Origin of the sequence: Rickettsia bellii RML369-C, from assembly GCF_000012385.1 — a bacterium.
In the GTDB taxonomy this organism is placed as follows: domain Bacteria; phylum Pseudomonadota; class Alphaproteobacteria; order Rickettsiales; family Rickettsiaceae; genus Rickettsia; species Rickettsia bellii.
Genome location: NC_007940.1, coordinates 1 through 24333, shown reverse-complemented (window position 1 = coordinate 24333; position 24333 = coordinate 1). Strand labels below are relative to the sequence as shown.

The window sequence follows — 24333 nt, the reverse complement described above, 5'->3', positions numbered from 1 at the left end:
GATTATAACAAATGGTGTTATTTAAGTCAATCTTCATTTAGAAACTTGACAATCTCTTCAACTACTTTCTTAGCATCACCAAATAACATAAAGGTATTGTCGTGATAAAATAACTCATTTTCTATACCAGCATATCCTGAAGCCATAGAACGTTTAATAAACAAAACGCTACGAGCTTTTTCGACATCTAAAACGGGCATACCATAAATCGGGCTATCTGGATCATTTTTGGCAGCTGGATTAGTTACATCATTTGCTCCAATAACTAAAACTATATCGGTAGTAGCGAAATCTCTGTTAATCTCTTCAAGCTCTAAAACTTTCTCATAGTCAATATTAGCTTCGGCAAGTAGCACATTCATATGTCCAGGCATTCTACCTGCTACAGGATGTACAGCAAAACGTACGTTAACATCTAACCCTTCTAATATATCAACCATTTCTTTTATAATATGCTGAGACTGAGCTACTGCCATACCATAACCAGGAACAATTATAACAGATGATGCATTACGCAATAAATTTGCTGCATCTTCAGGGCAGCTTGCTTTTGCTATCTTATCATCATCTATATTTTTACTAGCACCGCTAGGAGCTGGTAAAAATGCACCAAAAATAACTTTGATTAAGGAGCGATTCATTGCCTTACACATTATATAGCTAAGTATAGCACCGCTACTACCAACTAAAGCTCCGGTAATAATCAACAAGCTATTACTAAGGGTAAAACCTATACCTGCTGCTGCAAAACCTGAATAAGAATTTAGCATCGATACTATAACTGGCATATCAGCACCACCTACCGGTATTATTAACAATACCCCAATTAGTAAGGATAGTAATATTATTAGATTAAATAGAAATATATTTTCTGAGCGAATAAATAACACTATTAATGCGACTAATAATATTGTTGTCAGTAAACATACATATTGCTGACCATAAAATTTTAATGGGCTGCTTTTCATTAAGCCTTGTAGCTTTAAAAAAGCAATAATTGAACCGCTAAAAGTTAAAGCACCTATAGATACACCTAGTGATATCTCTATCAAAGAACTGATAGGCAAGCTTCCTGCAATACCTATAGCAAAATTTTCAGGTGTAAGTACAGTAGCATAAGATACAAATACCGCAGCAAGACCAACAAAAGAGTGAAAGCCTGCAACTAATTGCGGCATTGCCGTCATAGAAATTTTAAGAGCAATTACCCCGCCTATTATGCCCCCAACTAATATAGTAGCTATAATGGGTAATTTATGGGCAAAATCAGGCAGAAAGAAAGTAACACCGACTGCTATTGTCATCCCTAAAATACCTATAGTATTGCCTAAACGTGCTTGCTTCTGTGATGACAAAAACTTGAGCGATAGAATAAAGCAAATAGCATCTACGAGATATAATAATTGGATAATCTGTAAGGACATAAGTTAATATGTTTTATTTATATGTTTGCGTGAATTATATCTTCTGTCATCCCGTGGCAGCATTGTTGCATGGATCAGAAAACGCCCTAAGGTAGTCATCAACTATGTTTTAAATTAAAAAGAAGAGATTTTAATTTAGCATTAGCGATGACAATAATTTTACGCATTAAAGCGGTAAGAGCGACCATTTTCTTTTTACCATTGTTAATGAGTCGCTCATAAAAGAGTCTTAAACCAGAAGTCTTGCTATTACGGGCTGACATAGCAGCAAGGAATAGTATAGGCTTGACTCCTGCTCTACCATGTCCTACCTTTCTATATCCTTGATATTTACCACTATCATTAGCTTTTGGAGCAAGCCCTGCAAGAGAAGCAATCTGCCGTCTTGTTAACTTCCCTAACTCCGGTAATAATATTAATAACTCAAAAGCAACTATATTACCAATGCCATTTATCTCTTTCAATATCTCATGCTTTGCTTTTAACAGCTGATCTGATGATATAATCACTTCTACCTGATTAGTAATCTCTGTAATTTGATTACTTAAAACATCTATCATATTTATACAGCTATTTTTAACAAACTTATCTGTATTTGCTTGTTGTAATCTATTCTTTTCGGCAACTAACATTTGCTTTAAATCATTCCGTCTTTGTACTAACCGAAATAATTGTATATTTTGTTTTGATTCAGGCTTAAATACTTCAAGCTTATCTGCTCGCTCCTTACCATATAATCCTAATGCTTTAGCATCTAACTTATCTGTTTTTGCACTATTACCATATGATCTGATAAAATTCTTTACCTTTCTTGCATCTGCTCTATGTACTACATAACCTCTTTCACATAAGCTATACAATAACTCTAGTTCATATCCGCCTGTTGTTTCAACTACAGTTAGAGAGTTTGCTAAAATATCCTTATTATCATTAATAAATTCAAATATACCGAAACTTGTATTCTCATATTCTTTTGTATCTTTTATGCCCTCTATTCCTACTACAAAATTATATTTTCCTATATCAATTCCTATATGTTTGTGATATTTTATCATATGTACCTCGAGATTTTATATTGTTTAGGATTGTAATCGGGCGTGCTTATCGCATCCCTTCCAACTATTCAAACTTCTCGAGAGTCGGGCTATAGTACCTTGATGACTCCGGTCGTATAAAACCTACTATACCGTGACGGTCGCTTATGCCCGCTTAATACCCTATATCATTATATAGGGTATTAACACTCTCTTATAAATGTTTATATTACATTTATAACTTATATTATATCACTTTCTTTTCTTACAATACCGTGGCTTGCTAACTAGATCCAGCATAAAGCGAGATAAATCGAGCTTTTATTTTTAAAAACTTATCGTATTTGTATTTTTTATTATTTTCTTTATCTAGTTAGCAAGCCACGGGATGACACCTAGGATGTTTCCCAGCTCACATAACAAAATCGTCGCAGTATGACACTTAAAATTAAAAACTAAATCCTATACCTATAGAAACTACTAAAGGATTAAGCTTAGTTCTAGAGGTAATATTTTGATTTCCTACTAAACTTGGCTTATATACAATTTTAGGATTTAAATAATATTGTTTTATGTCTAAATTTATTACTGTATCATCTTTAGCATAGAAATCCAGACCTATTTGTCCTACAAAACCATTTCCGTTTCTTATCTTAATACCGCTAGATTGAGTGATCATATATGAACCATGATAACCTAACCCTACATAAGGTCTAATACCACCGAAAGGTGCTACATGAAATTGTCCTGTAATTGTTGCCGGAATCATATAAAGAGGCTTACTTTTACCAGGTGTTGCTCCAACGCCATAGTTATAAGATACATTACTAAGCACTGAATTTTTAGTACGTAAAACATTAAAACCTAAAGATAATTCAGTAGCAAAATAATTGTTGAAGAATATAGTAGTAGATATATCACCACCATAACCATTTTTTACAAACTCACCTACTGGAAGAGGTTGAGGAACTGTAGGAGCAGGTAAGTTTTTTTGCTTAGCATGTGCAAAAACTCCGTTTAGACGCATTTTAACGAGTAAACTTCCTTCATTTTCATAATATGGAATATTATCATAATTATATTCCGGTACAGCATTTACATCAGCTTCCATGCTTTTAGCAAAGCTATTAATGCTTATGCATGATACAAACAAAATTACTCCTAACCTTTTAGACATTCTTATCATAGTTACAATCCTTTACTTGCTTAAAATTCATTATTATATTATAATATAAGCTTTTCATCGTTATGTATTTATATTTTTTAGAAGATAAGATTCTTTCATATCAAAAGTCAAGAAATTTAAATAAAATTATAGAAATTACTGGAGTATATTAATGAATGATGCATTAAAAACATATTCAATAGGTATAGGTTGGTTCTTACTTAGTTTAGTAAGTAGTAGTGCTAACGATGTAATGTCTAAATATTTAGGAACTAGGTTGCATAGCTTTGAAGTAGCTTTTTTCCGTTTTTTCTTCAGTAGTATAGTTTTATTACCTTTCGTTGTTTATTATGGTAAAAATACCTTAAAAACAAGTCGTCCTTTTGTTCATATTTTAAGAGGATTATTATTGTTTTTCGGTATGACTTCATGGACTTACGGCTTAAGTATTGCACCTGTTACTACTGCGACTGTTATAAGTTTTTCTATCCCTCTATTTACTTTAATACTTGCCGTATTTTTTCTTAATGAAAATATCATTTGGCAAAGATGGGTAGTGACAATAGTAGGATTCGTTGGGTTAGTAATTACGCTTAAACCTCATGCTGAGGATTTTAACCCCGAAATGCTTTATTTTGTTTTAGCAGCTATTTCATTTGCCATGCTTGATATTATAAACAAAAAATTTGTGGTAAAAGAGTCAATGATTAGTATGCTATTTTATTCAGCAATAGTAACTGCTGTGGTATCGATACCTGCTGCAGCTAACTACTGGCTTACTCCAACTCTTTTTGAATTAGCGTTGTTATTTATCTTAGGCAGTAGCGGGAGTTTAATATTATTCTTGCTACTTAAAGCTTTTTCTATGGTAGATGCTACCGCCACCGCTCCTTATAGATATTTAGAGCTTGTGATTTCGGCAATAGCAGCATATTTCATATTTAACGAGTTTCCAGACAAAAGTACATTGCACGGGGCAGTAATAATAATTCCGGCAACTTTATTTATAATATATTCCGAAAAAAAAGCCATGAGCAAAAAAATATGAATCGAAAAAAAATAGTATTTTCAAGCGGCATAGCCAACACTTTTGAATGGTATGATTATGTACTATTCGGTTACTTTGCACCGATAATCGGAACTAAGTTTTTCCCGAATGACGATGCTAATACTTCTTTATTGCAGGCTTTTTTAGTCTTTGCTATAGGGTATTTGGCAAGACCACTAGGAGGCATATTTTTCGGTGTTATCGGTGATAAATTCGGTAGAAAAGCAGCCTTAACTGGTGCTCTATTCTGTATGTCTGCCCCAACTGTATTAATCGGAATATTACCGACCTACCATACTATCGGTATTACTGCCACTATATCAATGATTGTTGTTAGAATCTTACAAGGGCTGTCAATGGGCGGAGCTTTAACCGGTTCTATCTCATTTGTTATTGAGCATACTCATCCAAAGCATCGAGGCTTTACTGGCAGTATTTCAATGTCTAGTATATGTGCTGGTTTATTGCTTGGCTCTTTTGTTTCTTATATCGTCAAGAATATCTTAAACGCTGAACAGTTTGATAGTTTCGGCTGGAGGATACCTTTTTTACTCGGTTTCTTTATTCTTTTTGCAGCGTTTTACATTAAGAACCATACACATGAAACACCAAATTTTAAAAATTTAAAAGAACAGAAAAAGATACAGAATTCGCCGCTAAAAAAAGTTATTACTAAGCATTGGTTTGATATATTAATTTCGATTTTTATTAATGCTCCAGGTTCGATAATATTCTATTTGCATGCAATTTATTTAGTGTCATTTTTAAAAATCAGTCGTAACTTTACCGAAAATGAAGTAAACAGCCTAGCCAGCATATGTTATGTGATTATGATAGCTGTAACATTACTTAGCGGTTATTTATCCGATGTTATAGGTCGCAGGAAAATTTTTGTAATTAATCTTGTAGTAATTATTATAGCAACTCCGTTTTTACTTAATAATTTTGAAACAGGTAATTTCACCGGCGTAATTATTTCACAATTTATACTCGCAGTGCTTGCTGCTAGCTATATTGGTCCTGAGCCAGCTTTGCAGGCAGAATTTTATCCTACTGAAATACGTAACACTGCACTCTCGCTTTCATATAACACTGCTACAACTATATTTGGCGGCACTACTCCACTTGTTTTCGAGTATCTAGTACAAAAAACAGGTCAAGTTACCTCTGCAGTTTATTATATTATTTTAAGCTGTATTCTTGCATTGATAGCATTATTCTTTTACAAAAACCGTACATAAATATACTCGTTTTATTTGAAAAATTGGCTAAATAATCTTTTACAAACCTATCTTGACAGTAAAAATTCAGAAGATGCTGCTATTCACTTTGAAGAATTCTATATTTTTAAAGAGGTTGATATGTGTGGTAAAGCCTTTGGATAGTAGAGGAATAATATAACAAATTCCAAAATTTTTCTTGATTTAATAATAAATATGTGGCAAAAAGAGTTTGGAATAAAATTCTAAGCTCTATAAACATTTTTAAAAAGATTTATAAAGCTTAAGCTACTATAGCTCAGGGGTAGAGCACTTCATTGGTAATGAAGAGGTCGGGGGTTCAATTCCCCCTAGTAGCACCACAAAATCCTCTTGGTACTGATTATTAAATCACAATGGTTTTTATCGTAATTGCATGAAGTTTTTTATTTAATACCTCAGATAGAGCATTTTTTACTAGTTTATGTTGATTAATTAAAGTAAGTCCTCTAAACTGTATATCTGATAATTCTAGTGCATAATGGTCTTGATCACCTACTAAATCGGTAATTTTAATTACGCCGTTTGGAAAAGATTTTTTAAGTATTTTTTCTAATTCTTCTACAGATATTGCCATTATTTTATTAATTCCTATATAATGTATACGTTATTAATTATATCATTATCTATAGAGTTCTATTGATAATAATGATTCTTGCGAATATAATTAATATTAAAATAATATATTACAGTAATATGAAAAAAGAAAGTGAAGAACTAAAATTATTTATTTTAGAATGTCTAAATGAAAAGAAAGCAGAAGATATAGATGTAATTGACTTGAGTGGTAAAAATAAGATAGCTGATTATATTATATTTGCTAATGGTAGGTCAACTAAGAACGTTGGAGCAATAGCTGAATATGTGGCATTAGAGCTAAAAAATAAAGCCGGTATAAGCACTAATATAGAGGGGCTTGGTAAATCAGAATGGGTACTAATAGACGCAGGTACTATTTTGGTTAATATTTTTTATCCTGAAGCAAGAACACATTTTAAACTTGAAGAAATTTGGAAAAAATAAATATTTTTAAATGAACGATCACATACTTATTAATGTTATAGTTTTACTTGGCACTGCAGTCTTTATCGTGGCTATACTTAAGCGATTTAAGTTAAGTCCGGTACTTGGCTATCTAATTGCTGGAGCTGCAATTGGTGATCATGGTCTAAAAATTGTAACATATGACCAGACTAAGTTACTCGGCGAACTTGGTGTAGTATTTCTATTATTTGCGATAGGACTTGAGCTATCTTTCGAACGATTAAAAGCTATGAGGCGGTATGTTTTCGGGCTTGGTACTTTACAAGTTCTAACAACCGCCATAATAATTGCCGGTGTGATGGTGCTTATAGACGGCAATAGTAGTGCTGCTATTATTACCGGAGGCGGACTTGCACTTTCATCTACAGCCCTTGTTATGCAGGTCATTGAGGAAAACCGTAGCCAATCAACACAAATCGGTAGAATTTCTTTAGCAATTCTTCTGCTCCAAGATTTGGCTGTAGTACCTTTACTTGTAATAGTACCACTGCTTAGCGGTAATAGTCAGGCTTCTCTTGCGACAGCACTTGGTATTGCATTTTTAAAAGCCATTGTTGCTTTACTTACTATATTTGTTGCTGGTCGTGTTTTGCTTCGTCCAATATTTTCATTTATATCTTCCGAAAGTAATAGTGCTAATGAGCTACCTATTTCAATGACTTTGTTAATAGTGCTTTCTGCTGCTTGGGCTACTGAAACTTTCGGCTTATCGCTAGCACTTGGAGCTTTTGTTGCTGGAGTATTAGTTGCTGAAACTGAATTTAGACTACAAGCAGAAGAGAGTATTTACCCTTTCAAGAGTCTGTTCTTAGGGCTATTCTTCATGACTGTCGGTATGAATATCGACGCACTTGAAATGTATGAAAAACTATCTCATATCCTTACTTTATCTATTGCTTTAATAGGTATCAAAACCTTGATAATAACAGCTTTTTGTATTTTATTTGGGTTTAATAAAGGTGTTGCTTTTTATTCAGGGCTTTTATTATCGCAGGGCGGAGAATTTGCTTTCATATTATTTAGCTTAGGTAAAGAAAGTGGTGTTTTAGAAGAAAGTAGTGCTAACATATTATTGCTTGTTGTTACCTTTACTATGGCACTTACCCCGCTACTTGCAGCATTAGGACGAAAAATTGCTGAAAAAGTCGATAAAGGTCTCGGCAAAACCCCAACCCAAATTATAGAGCTTGGTGCAAGAGATTTGACAAATCATATTATTATTGCGGGGCTTGGTAATATCGGTAAAATGGTCGCAAGAGTTCTAGAAGCTGAAGGGACAAGCTATGTAATATTAGATTTAGACGAAGATAGAGTTAAGGAAGGTTTAACAGACGGTTTTCCAGTTTTTAAAGGTGATGTATCACAGGCAGATACTCTAAAAGCCCTTGGTACAGATAGGGCTCTTGCTATCATACTTACTATGAATAATCAAGTAACTATAAAGAAATCGCTTAAAACAGTTACCGCTAACTATCCTGATATGCAAGTTATCGTGAAGTTAAAAAGCCTTAAAAATTCCAGAGAGTTCTATGATTTAGGAGCAACAACTATTATCCCTGAAAGTTATGAAACAGGTCTTCAAATTGGCGGTACTGTTTTAAAATTCATAGGCATTAGCGAGCAAGAAATCAATAGAATAAAAGTACAATTTAGGCTTGGTAATTATATAGTAGCAAAGAAAGAGGATAGTTTATCGGAAGTAGAGTATAATGATTAAGATTCTCTTTGCTTTAATTGCAATAATACTATCAACAACAATTAATGCCGATAATAAAAAGTTACCTATTCCGAGATTTGTTTCAATAAAATCTAATGAAGTTAATGCACGAAGCGGTCCGACTACGAAAGCAGCAATAGAGTGGGTTTTTGTTAAAAAAGGTGAACCAGTAGAAATAATTGCCGAATATGAACAGTGGCGGCAAGTACGTGATATTCATGGCGAAAGTGGTTGGATACATTCAAGCGTCTTATCAGGTAGAAGATCAGTAATTATTATTGCTGATCAAGAGATCGAATTACTTAAATATGCAAATATAGAGAGTAGAGTAATAGCAAAATTAATGCCTAAAGTTCGCTGTGGCTTAAAAAAATGCAAAGAACAGTTTTGCCAAATTACCTGCAAAAATTACACTGGCTGGGTACTTAAAAAAGACCTCTGGGGGGTGTATGATGATAAAGATAGGTATTAAATGAAGACCGAATTACCCGAACGCTCTTTGCATATTAGAGGTAGGCTTGATTTTATAAAATCGATGTCATCCCGTGGCGGCATTGCCAGCGTGGATCATTTCCCCCTGCCACCCCGTGGCTTGGGAACTAGAGCCAGTTAAAAATACTAATAAAATTAGTATTTTTTATTATTTTCTGGATCCCGTGGACAAGCCACGGGATGACATTGAGAGTAATTTTCGATTTACGCAATAATGCCTGCTGATCACGGGGGTGACACAGTAGGTGGTGTTTTCATCACCTGCAATACCTTAAATAACCCGCCCATTTCTTTGAGAGATATCAGCCTATTTACTTGTCTCTCTATTAGCTCTGCTTGCTCGGGATTAAGTTTGTTTTGCAGCGTTTGCTTGCGTAGTAAAATCCCATTTTCTATTAAGAAATCACGTTGTGAGATTGTATCTATTACATTTATTTTGCTATTTTGAGCTACTGTTTTGAGCACATAAAAATCTACATGGGCTGATAAATCTTCCTCCCCTAAATTCTCAATTATCGGGCAGTATTTATGATTTTTTATAGCTTGCAAGGTTGAGTTATATTGATATCTAGTCCTAATATTCGGGTTTATATCATAACCGTAATCTATTATAAGACCGCTTCCGCCCAATTCTTTTATATGCTCGGATATAAATTTCATAATCTCTATAGATTTATAGGACTCTTCAAGCACTGCTCCGTCTTTCGCATCTAAATGTGTCTTCTGTAAATATTCTTGTAATTGTTTACTAACAGCTATTTTATCATACTTGATTTTCCCATCTACCGGCTGCACTACAAATATTCTTTCATACCATGATTCTTTTACTTTGATATATTGCTTTATCGGCATAGCATCAAAGAACTCATTAGCTATTATTAGAGCGGGTTTTTTGGGGATATCTTCTATAGATGCGTACCAATTAATTGGTAAATCAAAGTTTTGTAGATTAGATTTTTGCTGAACAATAAAATTTTCATTGATATCAATTAAGTTGATTGATAAAGCGTTATAAAATTCTGGAACTAATTTTGCTGTGCGTAATAAGTCCCGCATTAATAACCCTCTGCCAGGACCAAGCTCGACTATGCTAAGATTTTTAGGACTACCAATTCTTTGCCATTCTTTTATACACCATAAGCCTATAATTTCACCAAATAGCTGCGAAACTTCAGGAGCAGTAGTAAAATCCCCTTCTTCTGCTAAGGATTTCGTTTGCCTATAATAAGAAGTCGGGCTTACATGTAAAACTTCCTGCATAAGACGATCACAAGTGATATAGCCACTTTGCTCAATTATTTCCCTTATTTTGTGATCGATCGACATTCTGTTTTTATTATTAAATAAATACCTAAAAGTAACAGCGGCATCGATAAAATTTGCCCCATAGTTAAACTATCAAAAATAAAGCCAATTTGCACATCCGGCTCTCTAAATATCTCAATAATTATTCTAAAAAGAGAATAAAACATTAAAAACAGACCTGAGTTTAAACCTTGCTTTTTAATTGTATTACGTTTAAATACAGCATAAGCCAAAATACAAAATAACACTAATCCTTCAAAGAAAGCTTCATATAATTGACTAGGATGACGCAAGTTTAAATCGCTATCTGGAAAAATTACACCGATAGATGAATTTGTAACACGCCCATATAACTCACCATTAATAAAATTGGCAATTCTGCCGAAAAATAAGCCAATTGGGACTACTGGAGCAATAATATCGGTAAGACTTAAGAAATTAAGTTTATGTCGTTTGCAAAATATATAAGCAGCAATAATAACTCCTATAGCACCGCCGTGAAAGGACATTCCGCCCTCATATGTTTTTAAAATCTCTATTGGATTTGAAAAATATTTATAAGGATTATATAATAAAATATAGCCAAGTCTGCCTCCAACTATTATCCCAATAATAGCGTATGTAACAAACTCTTCTAAATTTTTCTTAGTGATTTGTGTAGGAAATTTTTCTATAATTTTACTTGCATAAAACCAGCCAAACAAAATTCCAACTACATATGAAAGAGAGTACCAAGATACGGCTAGTGGTCCTACAGAGAAAATAATAGGATTAATATTCGGGAATGTCATAGTTAAAAAGTTATTTTGTTCTTTTTAGTTAAATTTATTTATAATTATACATAATAATATGGTAAGTAAAATATGCAATATTTAATGGATTTATATCGTACATCAAGTACTGAAATAATAATGTTATTTGTTATGCTGGTATCTATTATACCTTTAGTATTTTTAATTAAAAAACTAATTTTTCAGTAAAAAATTACTTAACAAGACATCATTATGAAGATTATGAAAGAGTGTTGAAGAAATATCCGATATTTCGTTATTTACTACACTCTCTATTAGGGATTTATTTCATATCCTGGGGAAATATCTTTCATCCAAGTTCTTTTAAAGCACATATATTACTTGGGATTAAAGATACTATAGTCATATTATATGTCAGTTTATCTTTCACTATGCTATTGCTAACCCTTATAGATGCTGGTGCTGACCTTTATCATAATAGAATTAAAACTTTTGCTAAAAAAGCTCCTCTAAGCTTATATTTTCAAATATTAAAAATATTTGTCATGATCATTTCGGCTATGATAACTATTTCTTATTTGCTAAATATTTCTCTTAGTGCCTTTTTAACAAGTTTAGGTGCTGCCGCTGCTCTTTTAACATTCATCTTTAAAGACACTATGCTTGGGTTAATTGCAAGTCTTCAACTGACTAGTCAAGATATTATCAATAATAGGTGACTGGGTGCGTATTGGTGAAGTCGAAGGAACAGTCGAAAAAATTACTATCTCTGTAGTGACAATTAGAAATTTTGATCAATCTATTTCAACTATTCCTACTTCTAGTGTTTTAAGTTCTAATGTCATAAATTATAAAGGAGTTGATGAAACAGGAGCAAGAAGAGTAAAAAGAGAATTTAATATAAATATGGCAACTATTAATTTTTGTGATTCTACTATTTTAACAAATCTCAAAAAATCTCCTTATCTATCAAAAGATGTAATCAATAAAATCACTCTTGATAAAGATGAAAAAGATCTAACAAATATCAAAATATTTAAATTATATGTTCAAGAATATCTAAAAAATAATCCTGCTATTTATACTGAAGGGTTTACTTTTTTAGTTAGACAACTTCAGCCAACTGTTAATGGCTTACCTATCGAAATATATATTTTCGTTAAAGAAACAAGTTTAATAGGATACGAAAAAGTTCAAGCTGATATTTTTGAACATATAATTTCTGTGTTGCCTGAATTTAAATTAAAAATCTTCCAAAATGTCGGTATAGTGTAGGGCATGTTAGGTTGTTGCATGGATTGAAAAACGTCCTCGATGTCATCCCATGACTTGACCACAATACCCAAAAAAATAATCTAATAGTAAGTGTAGATAGACGAAGTTTAATTTGGAAAAGAGTAATCGGTCCACAAGACGAGGAACGGAAGCAGTTACTTAATACGTGAGTACCGCAGTACTTGTAGGACGACGTAGCCAATTTTTCAAATTAAACGAGTATATCCTTGATTATTTTATTTAAATCCTATAAAATTTAAAGCTCTAAAATATAAAAAATTAAGTACTTACTAATGAATAATAATATAGTTAATCTTGTAGCAGCCATTGTACTATCTTTAGGTATAATTTTTGGTTGGCAATATTTTATTGTAAAGCCGCAACAGCAAAAGCAACAACAACAAATAGCGTTGCAAAAAGCAAAGGATTTAAAGAAAAAAGAATCTGCACAATTAGAGGCTACACCTGTTATTGTTCAAGAAGCAAGTCAAGCACCACGTATTAAAATAGACTCAAATGCACTTTCTGGTTCTATTTCGTTAAAAGGACTTAGATTTGATGATTTAATTTTGAAAAAATATAAGCAAGATTTATCTGAAAATAGCCCTGAAGTGGTATTATTTTCACCATCTGATACTAAAGATGCGTATTTTGCAGAAATAGGTTGGGTGAGTAACTTATCTAGTGTAAAGCTACCTAATAACGAAACTATATGGAATAGTGATAGTGAAATATTAACTCCTGAAAAACCAGTTAATTTATTTTGGGTTAATGAGGATGGGGTTAAATTTTTAGTAGCTATTACAGTAGATGAAAATTATTTATTTACTATAGAACAAACCATCGTCAATAATAGCAATCAAGAACTTCCTGTGCAATCTTACGGCTTGATTAATCGTAAATATACTGCTGTAGAAAAAGCCGTAAATATACTACATCAAGGTCCTATTGGATGTATAGATGAAAACCTAAAAGAGTATTCATATGATGATATTAAGGACAAAAAAAGTGAGAAATTTTCCGCAAGTAAAGTTGATTGGATAGGAATTACTGATAAATATTGGCTTACTTCTTTAATTCCTGATAAATCAAGTAATTATAGTTCAAACTTTAATTATGCAGTTAAACAAGAAGTAGAGCGATATCAAGTAGATTTTATTTCACCTGTACAAATAGTAAAGCCAGGTGAGAATTTTTCTATTAAAGGAAGACTTTTTGCGGGAGCAAAGAAAGTAGATTTGCTAGACAAATACGAAAAGCAATATGACATTAAATTATTTGATAGAGCTATAGATTTCGGTTGGTTTTATATAATTACTAAGCCGGTTTTCTATGCGATGAACTTCTTTTATAAATATGTCGGTAATTTCGGTATTAGTATCTTAATAGTTACTGTTATTATTAAATTACTGATGTTTACTTTGGCTAATAAATCCTATCGTTCAATGAAAAGAATGAAGAATTTACAGCCTGAAATCAATAGGATAAAAAATCTATATGGTGATGATAAAGCTCGTCTAAATCAAGAAATTATGGCTTTATATAAAAAGGAAAAGGTCAATCCCGTAGCTGGTTGTCTGCCTATACTTGTTCAAATACCGGTATTTTTCTCTATCTATAAAGTGCTTTATGTTACTATTGAAATGCGTCAAGCACCATTTTACGGCTGGATTAAAGACTTATCCGCTCCTGATCCTACTAGTATCTTTAACTTATTTGGGTTGTTGCATTTTTCTCTACCTTCATTCTTAATGATTGGTGCATGGCCTATCTTAATGGCTATTACTATGTTCTTGCAACAAAGAATGAGTCCTGAGCCTGCTGATCCAGTACAAGCTCAAGTAATGAAATTTATGCCTTTAGTTTTCCTGGTAATGTTTAGTAGTTTTCCAGCAGGTCTTTTAATATATTGGTCTTGGAACAACATTTTATCCATAATCCAACAATATTATATTAATAAGCTAGATAAATAAATGGAGTGTTTATAATATAATTGATGAAAATTGATGAAAATTTACCTAACTATTTGACCATTGCCCGAATAGCTGCAATTCCAGTTATTATACTAACATTTTATATTAATAGCCCTCTTGCCCGCATGCTTGGAGCGTTACTATTTGTACTAGCCAGCATTACGGATTTTTTTGATGGTTATATTGCAAGAAAATATAACTTGGTTACAAGTTTTGGTAAAATGCTCGACCCAATTGCGGATAAATTATTAGTCGGCTGTGTTATTATAATGTTATTGAAGAAAAGTGATGTAGATGAAATTCCTTGTTTATTGATATTGGCAAGAGAGTTTTTAGTTAGCGGTCTTCGAGAATTTTTAGCATTAGTTAAAGTTAGTGTTCCTGTCTCAACACTTGCAAAAACTAAAACCTTTTTACAGATGTTTGCTTTATCAATATTAGTATTAGGCTCAAAAGGTTCTAATATTATCTATCTTGATTTAGTTGGAGAAATAATTTTATGGATTGCAGCTTTTTTAACAATCATAACTGGTTATTCTTACTTTAAAGCATGTAAGAAATATTTTTAATTTTTAGGTTCATTAAATATGCTTGCCGACAAAAAGATTGTAAAAGTAGAAGTAAGTAAAGAACATTTAAAAACTCTAAATGAAGCTTCAACTCTTTTAATAAGTTGCGTAGATTTTAGATTGATAGATGAAACAGATAAGTTAATGAAACAACTAGGTTTAGAAGATGATTTCGATAAGGTATCACTTCCTGGTGCTTCTCTTGCTCTTGTTAATGAGAAATACACCCATTGGGGAAAGACTATAGAAGATACTATAGAAATTTTACAAGACTTACATAACATCAAACAAATCATTTTCCTTGATCATCGTGAATGTGGGGCATATAAAAAGCTCATAGCCGAAGAACGTTTAAGCACTAAAGAAAAAGAAACCGAAGCACATACGGAAATTTTAAATAAAGCCCGTAAGATAATCAAAGAAAAATTTCCACAACTAAAAGTTTATACTTTCTTAATGGGTCTTGACGGCGTGATAGAACAGATTTATGAGCGTCATCCTGCGGATTGCTAGCCAAAATATTAAAATTATTAGTATCAAAAGTTGTTTTTCTGTGTATTATAATCAAGCTAGAGTATAGCACTAACTTAATTTATAATATAATCAATGAAAATTTTTATGAGTACTAATATTGTTAATTCAGAATATTTAGAATTTTTAGAACAACTAAAAATTCGTGTATCTCAAAGTCGCTATCAAGCTGCAAGGTCAGTAAATAGTGAACTAATAAGACTCTATCATTATATATGCAGTGAAATTCTTAATAGACAAGAAAGGTATGGTTGGGGTGCTAAAGTAATAGATAATTTAAGCCGTGATCTACATTCTGCATTCCCTGAAATGAAAGGATTTGGTAGCAGAAACCTTAAATATATGAAGCGTTTTGCTGAAGAATATAGGGATACAGAATTTGTGCAGCAGGTTGCTGCACAATTACCTTGGTTTCATATAGTAGTTCTATTAGACAAAGTAAAAGACAATCAACATAGAATTTTTTACATAAAGAAAACAATTGAAAATGGTTGGTCACGTAGCACACTAATTAGACAAATCGAACTTGAATTACATAAAAGACAAGGGCAAGCAATAACAAACTTTCAAAATAAACTAACTTCTTCCCAATCTGATCTAGCACATTATACACTTAAAGATCCGTATATTTTTGATTTTTTAAGTGTAGGTAAAGAAGCACATGAAAGGGAAGTAGAAAAAGAATTAACTAAGCACATAGAGAAATTTTTACTTGAGCTTGGGGCAGGCTTTGCTTTTGTTGGCAGACAATATCACTTAGAAATAGGTGAACAAGATTTTTACATTGATTTATTATTTTATCATTTAAAGCTTCGTTGTTTTGTAGTAATTGAGCTTAAGGATAAAGATTTTAAGCCAGAATATGCCGGTAAAATGAACTTTTATTTATCAGTTATAGATGATCTTTTAAAACATCCGAATGACAACCTTTCTATCGGATTAATTCTATGCAAGTCTAAAAATAATGTATTAGCAGAGTATGCATTGCGTGATATGAGTAAACCAATCGGACTTGCTGAGTATAAAATAACTGAAAATTTACCTAAAGAGATAAAGGGAGAACTTCCAACTATTGAAGAATTAGAAGCAGAGCTTGCTAAAGATTTCTAATGTTATATACCATTTTTAATCAGGTAAATCATGCAAAAATTGGTTCTATTACACGTTCAAAAACGAGATGAACTAATTGACGTACTACGTGGTATAGCAATTATTTTAGTTTTGATACTACATTTTCACCTTAGTTATACAATAGAGAGTTGGAATTTTAATTTCTTAATGCATGGAAATTATGGAGTTACAATATTCTTTGTAATATCTGGATATTTAATTAGTACAAATGCGTTAAAAAGATATGGTGATTTAGCCTCTATTGATATCAAGCATTTTTATTTGCTACGATGTGCAAGAATATTACCACCACTATTTTTTGCATTAATAATTATTAGTTTGTTTTATGCTTTAGATTTGAAATCATTTATAAATTTAGTATATAAAGATGGTGTAAATAATCCTTCATTAGGCTTAACAATATTTTCAGTGCTAACTTTTTGGCATAATGTTATGATGGATTATTATGGATATTTTAATTATGCAATAAATATCTACTGGTCTTTATCTGTAGAGGAGTTCTTTTATTTAATATTTCCTTTAGCTTGTGTAATACTTAGAAATAGGAAACTTATAATTTTTATACTAATCTCTATAATTGCTATATCCCCTATATATAGATACATGAATAGGAATGATGAAATAATTTTTATGTATAGTTATCTTGCCTGTTCTGATGCAATATCCATTGGTATATTATCAGCTCTACTAAAAAGCAATATAAAATATTTTCCTCAAAAGAATCTAATTAGGGTCTTTGGATTTTCGTTGATAGGATTTGTTTATTTTATACTAGGAATTCACGGCTTTGAAGCAATTGGCTTTTCTTTAGTATCTCTTGGCACAGGGCTAATTATTATTTCATCTTACAGCCAAACTTTTAAGTCAAATGTTGTTTCTAAGCTTCTTTCTTTTTTAGGTAAAATTAGTTATGAACTATACCTTTTTCATATCATCATACTTGGATTAATACGAGGCATTATTGTGCCAAAAAATCTTTCTGGATTACCTGCTATCGGATTGCTGAGCATGTTTTTATTCTGTTCTGTGCTAATTTCATATTTGATTTCAAGATTTTATTCTGAACCAATTAATAGATTTTTTAGACGATGTTTAATGGCAAAATATAACTACTAAAGTTTTTGCTTGCCTTGCTTATAAAGAAAAGTTAAAATTCAGTTTATTTATATAGAATATTCTAACATGCAAATTAAAGAAATTTTTTCTTGTTCTGTAGAAAAAGCTTGTGAGTTACCGTTATTTGACACGAAAGTACAGGCAGGTTACCCGTCGCCTGCTGACGGATATATGAGTAATAGCCTTGATTTGAATAGCCATTTAATTAAGCATCCTAAATCAACTTTTTTTGTTCAAGTAACCGGTGATTCTATGATAGATGCCGGTATTAGAGAAAATGATTTATTGATAGTTGATAAATCTCTACCCCCTACCAATAATAAAATAGTAATTGCAGTTATTAATAATGAATTTACTGTAAAACGCTTAAAATTTATCAACGACGAAGCTTACTTAATGCCTGAAAATAAAGATTTCCCACCTACCAAAATTGAAAATGGTACGTATATCTGGGGAGTCGTCACAAGCGTAATCCAACAGTTTTAATTTTTCTAAAGGAAGATTCAAGTTATAATTTCTTCATCTTCTCTTGTAAAGAATTCTGACGCAAGCGGGTTTTTAAGCTTTCAAAATCAACTATTTCTGCTTTTTGATTTTGGCAGCTACAAGCAAAAATATATTTTCTTTCATCTTCAACTTTTTGTATACACTGCCCACAAATTCCTTTCATCATGCATTGCATAGATGAATTAACGCTAACAATTATCTCTGCACTTTCACCGAATATTTTTAAGCTTTGTAACTCTTCTGCTATTTCAGGTGATGCATTAATTATTACTCTATCTACTGAAGTTAGCTTTTGTGTTTTTATTTCAGGATAGGTAAAAAACATAACTTCGTTATTGTTATCTTTTAGAGCTTTAATTAAAATATTATTCGGTTCAGTGTCAATAACTACTATTCTTTTATTACTTGGTATCTCTAAGGGCATCCCGCTTGGTCCCATTAAAACTACTTTTTCATCTTCAGAAAATAATTTACATAAACTAGTTGATTTGCCGATATCATATATTATAAAACTAATCAAGCCGCTTTCTATATCAATATCCGCAACGCTTAGGGCTATAGGTTCTATTAATTTAGTTATATCATTAGAATAATTTTGTAAACGGAAAAACTGCCCTGGCTTAAAATTCCTAGCAGCAAGCGGTGAGTGAATTACTAACTCAAAAATTTTATCGCCTAAGATGTTTATTTTGTGAACCTTGCTAATTAACAAATCATCTAGCTGTTTTACAAAGTTTTTATAATCACCTTTAAAATTCGGGTTATTATTTGCTAACTTCTTATTAATAGCCTCATAGCCATCTTTACTATTAGCAAGAGCCTTAACTACACTACCTGAATATTTAGGGTTGCAGTCTCCAAAGTAGCTATATTTATCTTCATCAAATTCGGTATTGTTTTCTATACCAATTGCCATGATCACGGTTTTGGCTTTAACAATGATGTCAATCCGTGGCTTGACCACGGGATCCAGAAAGTCTGCTACAGCATTACAGTTTGTTGATTTACTGGATCCCGTGGTCAAGCCACGGGATGACATCAAATAGGTTTGATTCCTGAACTCCACGGACTCTACATGCCCATATTTATCATTATTAATTCTCAAAGGCTGCATATTTTCTTCAAAATTAACTCCTAATGCTAATGCATATATTAGCTCCTCATGATTTAATTTATATGCCGGCGAATCTTGCAGCTTCCCACGATAATAAATAGTAGCTCCGCCCAGTTTCTTAAAAACCTCTTTTAGCTCTTCATTATTCTTAGCTTTCTCAAATAATTTTGCATGAGCAATAAATTCCTCGGCTATTTCCTTATCTTCTTCAGTATAATCTTTGCCGTATTTGGCAACAACAAACTCGTAATCTTTAACAAAACTCTTTACCTGCTTTTTATAATAATATAAGCTTTCCGTTGCTGCATCTAGAGAGGTAAGACCGCCACCAATTACCGCAATCGGCATCCTAATAAGCATATTAGTATTAGAGTTTTCTAAAAACGCTCCACCGCTTTGCAAAGTCATTAAAAAGTCTGAAGCTGTTTTAACACCTTTAACATCAAAATTCTCTATATCCAAAATTTTTGGCTTACCAGCTCCAATGCAGAAAGCTATATGATCAAAACCTAAATCAAAGGCTTGCTCTTTCGTTATGTTAAAATCTAAAGCCACCCCATCATAATATTTAAACTGGCTATTTCTCTCGAGTATTAGCCGTAATATATCAAGGTTGTTTTTATCCCAGCGAACAGTAATACCATATTCCGCTACTCCACCAAATCCTTTCGGTACTCTTTCAGATAATTTATTTTTATATTCATGCCAAAATTTTATTGGCTTATGAATATCAAAAGGCAAAGGTGTAATTTTCAAACCATCAATAGCCGTGACGTTATGACCAGATCGTAATAAATAATAACTAAGACTGAAACCTCCCGGACCAAGCCCTGTAACCAGAATATTATAGTTAGTAGATTCTTTTGGCAGCGGGTTATAAATATTAAGCGGATTCCAACGAGTTAAAAGTAGATATATCTCTAAACCATAAGGTAACTTAAGCGTTTCTTCTAAAATATTTGACTCTATTAGCGGTATATTTACCGGATCTTGCTTTTGATAAATACAGGCTTTTGAGCAATCATTACAAATCCTATGACCGGTAGCCGCAACCATTGGGTTATCTATAACAATAATCGCAAGAGCACTTAAATTAAAGCCTTGAGCTTTAACGTAATTCATCTCGGAAATTTTTTGTTTTAGGGGGCAACCTTTCATCCCCTGGCTTGATTGGAGTTGTTGTATGGATCGAAAAATGCGTTCGGTGTCATCCCGTGGCTTGGGAACTAGATCCAGTATAAAGCGAGAGAAATCGAGCTTTTTACAGTTGTATTTTTTATTACTGGATCTAGTTCCCAAGCCACGGGATGACAGATTTGAGCTGTATGAAAAAGCTTCTGTAGGAATGACATTTTGACCCTTAGAACAACTATCTTTATCTTGCTTATGGCAATAAATACAATAATGAGAGTGGTTTAAAGCTTCATCCAGATTTAAAAAGGAATCTGTATAATCAAAATTTAACCTTTCATTTTTTTGATATTTAGATATTTTTTTATCATCTATTAGGTTTTCTTTGTCTAGCTTTTGTGGGAGGTCAAACAAGATGTCATTCCGCAACTTGATTGCGGAATCTATTTGTTTTTTCTGGATCCCGTGGCGGGACCACGGGATGACACCATCAATAAAGCCACGAGATGACACCCTATAAGCAGCATATTGTGCGGCTATATCTAATTCTTTTACAAAACTCTCTTCTGCTTGTTGCCATATAATTACTTGTTTAGCGAAATCTCTAGAAGTAAAATTTTTACCTATTAAATCAACTAATTTTAAGTATATATCCTCAAAATCTATATCTTTTATTTTTTCTTGTGAATATTTCTTGATGGCATAACGCTGGACAAATTTTCTTTTGCACTCATAAATAATATCAAAATCTTTATGCTGTAATCTCAAACTTGTAATTTCGTTTGAAATACAAAATAATTCTGCTAGAAAATCATCCAAGTAAGGAGATATATTTAATAAAAATTCGGAATAATCTTGAGAGAGAATAGAATAAGGATTAGATCTAAATAATAATATACTATCATAAAGCGATTTGTTGGCTTTAAAGAGATAATCTAAAAATATTTGATCTAATTTTTTAAGACCGGTTAAATCTAATTTTTTAAAATCTAGATTAAAACCAAGCTTCATAGGTAATAAATAACTCTTTTTGAAAAGCGTTTATATACTAAGTAGCTTATACAAACAGTGATAAACGCTACTAATACAGATTTACCTATTGATATTAAGTCCGGTAATGCCCCATTAATTACCAATGATTGTGCAGGTCTTATAATTATAAAGAACGGGTTAAGCTCAAAGAATTTTCTTTTAGACTCAGGAATTAAAGAATATGGATAAATTATCGGTATGCTCCAATAAATGACTCCTAAAACAACATTTAATATTTGTGGAATATCACGAATATAAGGTGTTAGAAAAGCCATCACAATAGATCCACTAATTATACAAACTATTAGCGGTAAAATTAATATTGGCATAAATATTATTTGCCATGTAAACTTTTCTGGAAATAACAAAATAAAAGCACAATACATTGCCAAAAATGAACAAAACAAGTTATATAGCTGTGCTAAGCTATCTGCAACTGGGAAAAAAGTCTTAGAAATTCTAACTTTTTTTATTACTTGGTCGCGTGTCACTAAAGAATTTGAAGAAATTGTTAAACTACTTACTATAAAAGTCCATAAAGGCATTCCTCCAACTAGATTCATTATCAAAAATTCTCTTGGTTGATGTAGTAAAAAACCAAAAAAATATGAAATTACTAATATATTAACAAATGGCTGAATTAGACTCCATAAAGAACCTAAAAAAGAATCTTTATTTTGTCTTATTATAGATGCTTTGACTAATAATATTACTGATTCCCAATATTTTTTAGACAAAAAATACTTTATCATTTTCTTTTTCTTCTCGTATAAATTTTGAATATTTCTGAAGGTTTACCATCTCCAACAATATTACCATCTCTCAATAAAATACATCTAGTACAATTTTCTTTTACTATATTTTCTTGATGAGTTACTATTATTGAAATAGGTGTGTTTCTAAACTTATTTTTCATTAAATTTAAAGATTTTTCTACAAAATAATTATCTCCTGTAGCAAAAACTTCATCAAGTAAAAGTATCTGAGGGTTTTGAAATATTGATGTAGAAAAGGCAAGTCGTGCTAGCATTCCTGAACTATAATTTTTTATAGGCAAATCAATTTTTTTACCTAATTCCGAAAAATCTATAATTTCCTGTTCTGTTTCTTTATTATACTTGTCTAACATATTGTTATAAAGCATCAACATTTTGATGTTATCGCGACCTGTTTGTTCTTGTTCAAAACCAACACCCATATCTATTATTGGTGCAATCTCGCCACAAACGTTTATTGTCCCTTTTATTGGCGGATAAATTCCTGCTATCATTTTTAAAAGTGAACTTTTTCCTGAACCATTACTACCTACAAAAGCTACTTTTTCCCCTTCATAACAAGAAAAGTTAATTTTTTTTAATATAGGTATATTTGGCGAAAAAGAAGTCCCTCTGTTAAGAAAGAAATGCTTTAATCCTTGTGCTCTTTTGTGGGTATCTATACCTTCAACGTAAGCGTTTTTTATCTCTATAAATACTTTAGAATGATTAAAAGACATAAAATTAATACTTATATATTATTGTTAATCCATTCTATAAGCGAATTTTTCTGATGCAATCCTACTTTAGTATCTTTCTGTTCACCATTTTTAAATAACATTACTGTTGGGATACTACGAATGCCATATTTTGAAGGAATTTCTGGATTTTCATCAATATTCATTTTAAGTACTTTCACTTTACTTTCTAAATCTTTACTTATTTCTTCTATTATTGGTGTTAACATTCTGCATGGACTGCACCACTCAGCCCAAAAATCTACTAATACAGGTAAATCTGATTTTAGTACTTCCTCTTCAAAAGATTTATCTGTTACATTACTTGCCATATGTCCTCTATATTTTTTACAAGTAAAATTATAAATTACCAAACTATACTTGTAAATAATGAAAATTTTTATTTTTTATACTTATTTTTTTTATTATAATATATCCGCATTATTAAAGCAGCTGTTTCTTCTATTGATTTTGTCGATACATCTATTACTGGCCAATTTCTTAATTCACAAATTTTCTTAACTTCTAAACATTCTTTTTGTACTATATTAAAATCTGTATAATTTCTATTTTCATTAATTTGTAGCAAATTCAGCCTAGTTTCTCTTATTTCTATTAATCTATTTGGATTAATTACAAGCCCTACTACTAATTGATCTATATCTTTTTCTATAAAATCAGGGAACGGGCAATTATAAACGTAAGGAATATTTGCCGTTTTTAGCCCATTATATGCTAAAAATACGGAAGTAGGGGTCTTAGAAGTTCTAGATGGACCTATTAATATAATATCTGCAAACTGTAACTCATTAAGCAGCTGTCCATCATCATGTCTTATAGCATAATCAATAGCATTAAGAGTATCAAAATAAGTTTTATCGAATTTATAATTATAATTTTGCTCTTTTTCTATCTCAATTCCTGAAAAAACTGACATTTCTTTAATAATTTTACTTATTACCGAAATACAAGGAATTTTTAATTCATAACAAAATTTTGTCAGAGTCTTCCTTAGTTCTTGATCCGCAATTGTGTATAATACAATACCATGCTTTGATTCTATCTTACTCAATACTTCTTTTAATAATTCTGAATTTCTAATCATTGGCCAATGATATAATTTTGGTTTCAAAGAAGTAAATTGAGCAAGAGCAGAATGAGCTGCACTCTTTGCAGTTTGAACAGAAGAGTCTGAAACTAGGTGAATAATCAGCTTTGTCAT

Annotated in this window: 22 protein-coding genes, 1 tRNA gene and 2 pseudogenes; 14 read left to right on the top strand and 11 right to left on the bottom strand. The window is 31.7% G+C overall.

Annotated elements, in window-relative coordinates:
- Positions 1 to 26: 26 nt before the first annotated feature.
- From RBE_RS00135 to RBE_RS00125, 3 genes are all read right to left on the bottom strand, one after another.
- The gene (locus RBE_RS00135; protein ID WP_011476720.1) at positions 27 to 1424 is read right to left on the bottom strand and encodes an NAD(P)(+) transhydrogenase (Re/Si-specific) subunit beta; all 1398 of its coding nucleotides are present in this window, start codon (positions 1422 to 1424) and stop codon (positions 27 to 29) included.
- Between the two features lie 98 nt (positions 1425 to 1522).
- A complete protein-coding gene (locus tag RBE_RS00130; RefSeq protein ID WP_011476719.1) occupies positions 1523 to 2479 on the bottom strand; it encodes an IS110 family transposase in 957 nt (318 codons plus the stop codon).
- Positions 2480 to 2906: 427 nt separating this feature from the next.
- Positions 2907 to 3644 (bottom strand): OmpW family outer membrane protein, encoded by a 738-nt coding sequence (locus tag RBE_RS00125; protein WP_011476718.1) that lies wholly within the window; start codon positions 3642 to 3644, stop codon positions 2907 to 2909.
- A gap of 151 nt (positions 3645 to 3795) precedes the next feature.
- On the opposite strand from RBE_RS00125, the gene RBE_RS00120 reads away from it, so the two are divergent.
- From RBE_RS00120 to RBE_RS00110, 4 genes are all read left to right on the top strand, one after another.
- Positions 3796 to 4671 carry a DMT family transporter gene (locus RBE_RS00120; protein ID WP_011476717.1) on the top strand — a complete coding sequence of 292 codons (876 nt, stop codon included), beginning with the start codon at positions 3796 to 3798 and terminating at the stop codon, positions 4669 to 4671.
- On the top strand, positions 4668 to 5912 hold the full coding sequence (locus tag RBE_RS00115) for an MFS transporter (protein WP_011476716.1): 1245 nt from the start codon (positions 4668 to 4670) through the stop codon (positions 5910 to 5912). Before RBE_RS00120 ends, RBE_RS00115 begins: the two co-directional genes overlap by 4 nt.
- 15 nt (positions 5913 to 5927) lie before the next feature.
- On the top strand, positions 5928 to 6056 hold the full coding sequence (locus RBE_RS09420) for a hypothetical protein (protein WP_012151485.1): 129 nt from the start codon (positions 5928 to 5930) through the stop codon (positions 6054 to 6056).
- A 122-nt stretch (positions 6057 to 6178) separates the two neighbouring features.
- Positions 6179 to 6253, top strand: a tRNA-Thr gene (locus RBE_RS00110).
- 23 nt (positions 6254 to 6276) lie between these two features.
- Here RBE_RS00110 and RBE_RS00105 read toward each other — a convergent pair.
- Positions 6277 to 6507, bottom strand: coding sequence for a BolA/IbaG family iron-sulfur metabolism protein (locus RBE_RS00105; protein ID WP_011476715.1), 231 nt, complete (start codon positions 6505 to 6507; stop codon positions 6277 to 6279).
- A 119-nt stretch (positions 6508 to 6626) separates the two neighbouring features.
- Between RBE_RS00105 and rsfS the strand changes: the two genes are divergently transcribed.
- From rsfS to RBE_RS00090, 3 genes are read left to right on the top strand one after another with little or no spacing between them, the layout of a single operon-like run.
- Entirely contained in the window at positions 6627 to 6953 is a 327-nt protein-coding gene (rsfS, locus tag RBE_RS00100; protein ID WP_011476714.1) for a ribosome silencing factor, read from the top strand.
- Positions 6954 to 6963: 10 nt separating this feature from the next.
- Positions 6964 to 8691, top strand: a complete 1728-nt coding sequence (locus RBE_RS00095) for a monovalent cation:proton antiporter-2 (CPA2) family protein (RefSeq protein WP_011476713.1) — start codon at positions 6964 to 6966, stop codon at positions 8689 to 8691.
- On the top strand, positions 8684 to 9163 hold the full coding sequence (locus RBE_RS00090) for an SH3 domain-containing protein (protein WP_011476712.1): 480 nt from the start codon (positions 8684 to 8686) through the stop codon (positions 9161 to 9163). The genes RBE_RS00095 and RBE_RS00090 overlap by 8 nt, the downstream gene beginning before the upstream one ends.
- Before the next feature lie 245 nt (positions 9164 to 9408).
- On the opposite strand, the gene RBE_RS00085 is transcribed toward RBE_RS00090, so the two are convergent.
- Positions 9409 to 10509, bottom strand: coding sequence for a class I SAM-dependent methyltransferase (locus RBE_RS00085; protein WP_011476711.1), 1101 nt, complete (start codon positions 10507 to 10509; stop codon positions 9409 to 9411).
- On the bottom strand, positions 10488 to 11279 hold the full coding sequence (lgt, locus tag RBE_RS00080; protein ID WP_011476710.1) for a prolipoprotein diacylglyceryl transferase: 792 nt from the start codon (positions 11277 to 11279) through the stop codon (positions 10488 to 10490). The genes RBE_RS00085 and lgt overlap by 22 nt, the downstream gene beginning before the upstream one ends.
- Positions 11280 to 11351: 72 nt before the next feature.
- Between lgt and RBE_RS00075 the strand changes: the two are divergent.
- The 7 genes and pseudogenes from RBE_RS00075 to RBE_RS00045 all read left to right on the top strand — a co-directional run bounded on the left by RBE_RS00075 (position 11352) and on the right by RBE_RS00045 (position 18321).
- Positions 11352 to 12515 (top strand): annotated as a pseudogene (locus RBE_RS00075) (mechanosensitive ion channel family protein).
- 293 nt (positions 12516 to 12808) lie between these two features.
- On the top strand, positions 12809 to 14488 hold the full coding sequence (gene yidC, locus RBE_RS00070) for a membrane protein insertase YidC (protein WP_011476707.1): 1680 nt from the start codon (positions 12809 to 12811) through the stop codon (positions 14486 to 14488).
- Positions 14489 to 14511: 23 nt separating this feature from the next.
- Positions 14512 to 15057 carry a CDP-diacylglycerol--glycerol-3-phosphate 3-phosphatidyltransferase gene (pgsA, locus tag RBE_RS00065; protein WP_011476706.1) on the top strand — a complete coding sequence of 182 codons (546 nt, stop codon included), beginning with the start codon at positions 14512 to 14514 and terminating at the stop codon, positions 15055 to 15057.
- Positions 15058 to 15072: 15 nt separating this feature from the next.
- Positions 15073 to 15570, top strand: a pseudogene (locus RBE_RS00060) (carbonic anhydrase); the annotation flags it as partial.
- A gap of 105 nt (positions 15571 to 15675) precedes the next feature.
- Positions 15676 to 16698 carry a PDDEXK nuclease domain-containing protein gene (locus RBE_RS00055; protein ID WP_041804745.1) on the top strand — a complete coding sequence of 341 codons (1023 nt, stop codon included), beginning with the start codon at positions 15676 to 15678 and terminating at the stop codon, positions 16696 to 16698.
- A 30-nt stretch (positions 16699 to 16728) separates the two neighbouring features.
- Complete coding sequence (locus RBE_RS00050; protein WP_011476703.1) at positions 16729 to 17835, top strand: acyltransferase family protein; 1107 nt, start codon at positions 16729 to 16731, stop codon at positions 17833 to 17835.
- Between the two features lie 66 nt (positions 17836 to 17901).
- The gene (locus tag RBE_RS00045) at positions 17902 to 18321 is read left to right on the top strand and encodes a LexA family protein (RefSeq protein ID WP_011476702.1); all 420 of its coding nucleotides are present in this window, start codon (positions 17902 to 17904) and stop codon (positions 18319 to 18321) included.
- A gap of 22 nt (positions 18322 to 18343) precedes the next feature.
- On the opposite strand, the gene RBE_RS00040 is transcribed toward RBE_RS00045, so the two are convergent.
- From RBE_RS00040 to RBE_RS00020, 5 genes are all read right to left on the bottom strand, one after another.
- Complete coding sequence (locus tag RBE_RS00040; RefSeq protein WP_011476701.1) at positions 18344 to 21598, bottom strand: palindromic element RPE4 domain-containing protein; 3255 nt, start codon at positions 21596 to 21598, stop codon at positions 18344 to 18346.
- Positions 21595 to 22371 (bottom strand): ABC transporter permease, encoded by a 777-nt coding sequence (locus RBE_RS00035; protein ID WP_011476700.1) that lies wholly within the window; start codon positions 22369 to 22371, stop codon positions 21595 to 21597. Before RBE_RS00035 ends, RBE_RS00040 begins: the two co-directional genes overlap by 4 nt.
- Positions 22368 to 23114 (bottom strand): ABC transporter ATP-binding protein, encoded by a 747-nt coding sequence (locus RBE_RS00030; RefSeq protein WP_011476699.1) that lies wholly within the window; start codon positions 23112 to 23114, stop codon positions 22368 to 22370. The genes RBE_RS00035 and RBE_RS00030 overlap by 4 nt, the downstream gene beginning before the upstream one ends.
- A gap of 11 nt (positions 23115 to 23125) precedes the next feature.
- Entirely contained in the window at positions 23126 to 23443 is a 318-nt protein-coding gene (gene trxA, locus RBE_RS00025) for a thioredoxin (RefSeq protein WP_041804577.1), read from the bottom strand.
- Between the two features lie 68 nt (positions 23444 to 23511).
- Complete coding sequence (locus RBE_RS00020) at positions 23512 to 24333, bottom strand: pyruvate, water dikinase regulatory protein (RefSeq protein WP_011476697.1); 822 nt, start codon at positions 24331 to 24333, stop codon at positions 23512 to 23514.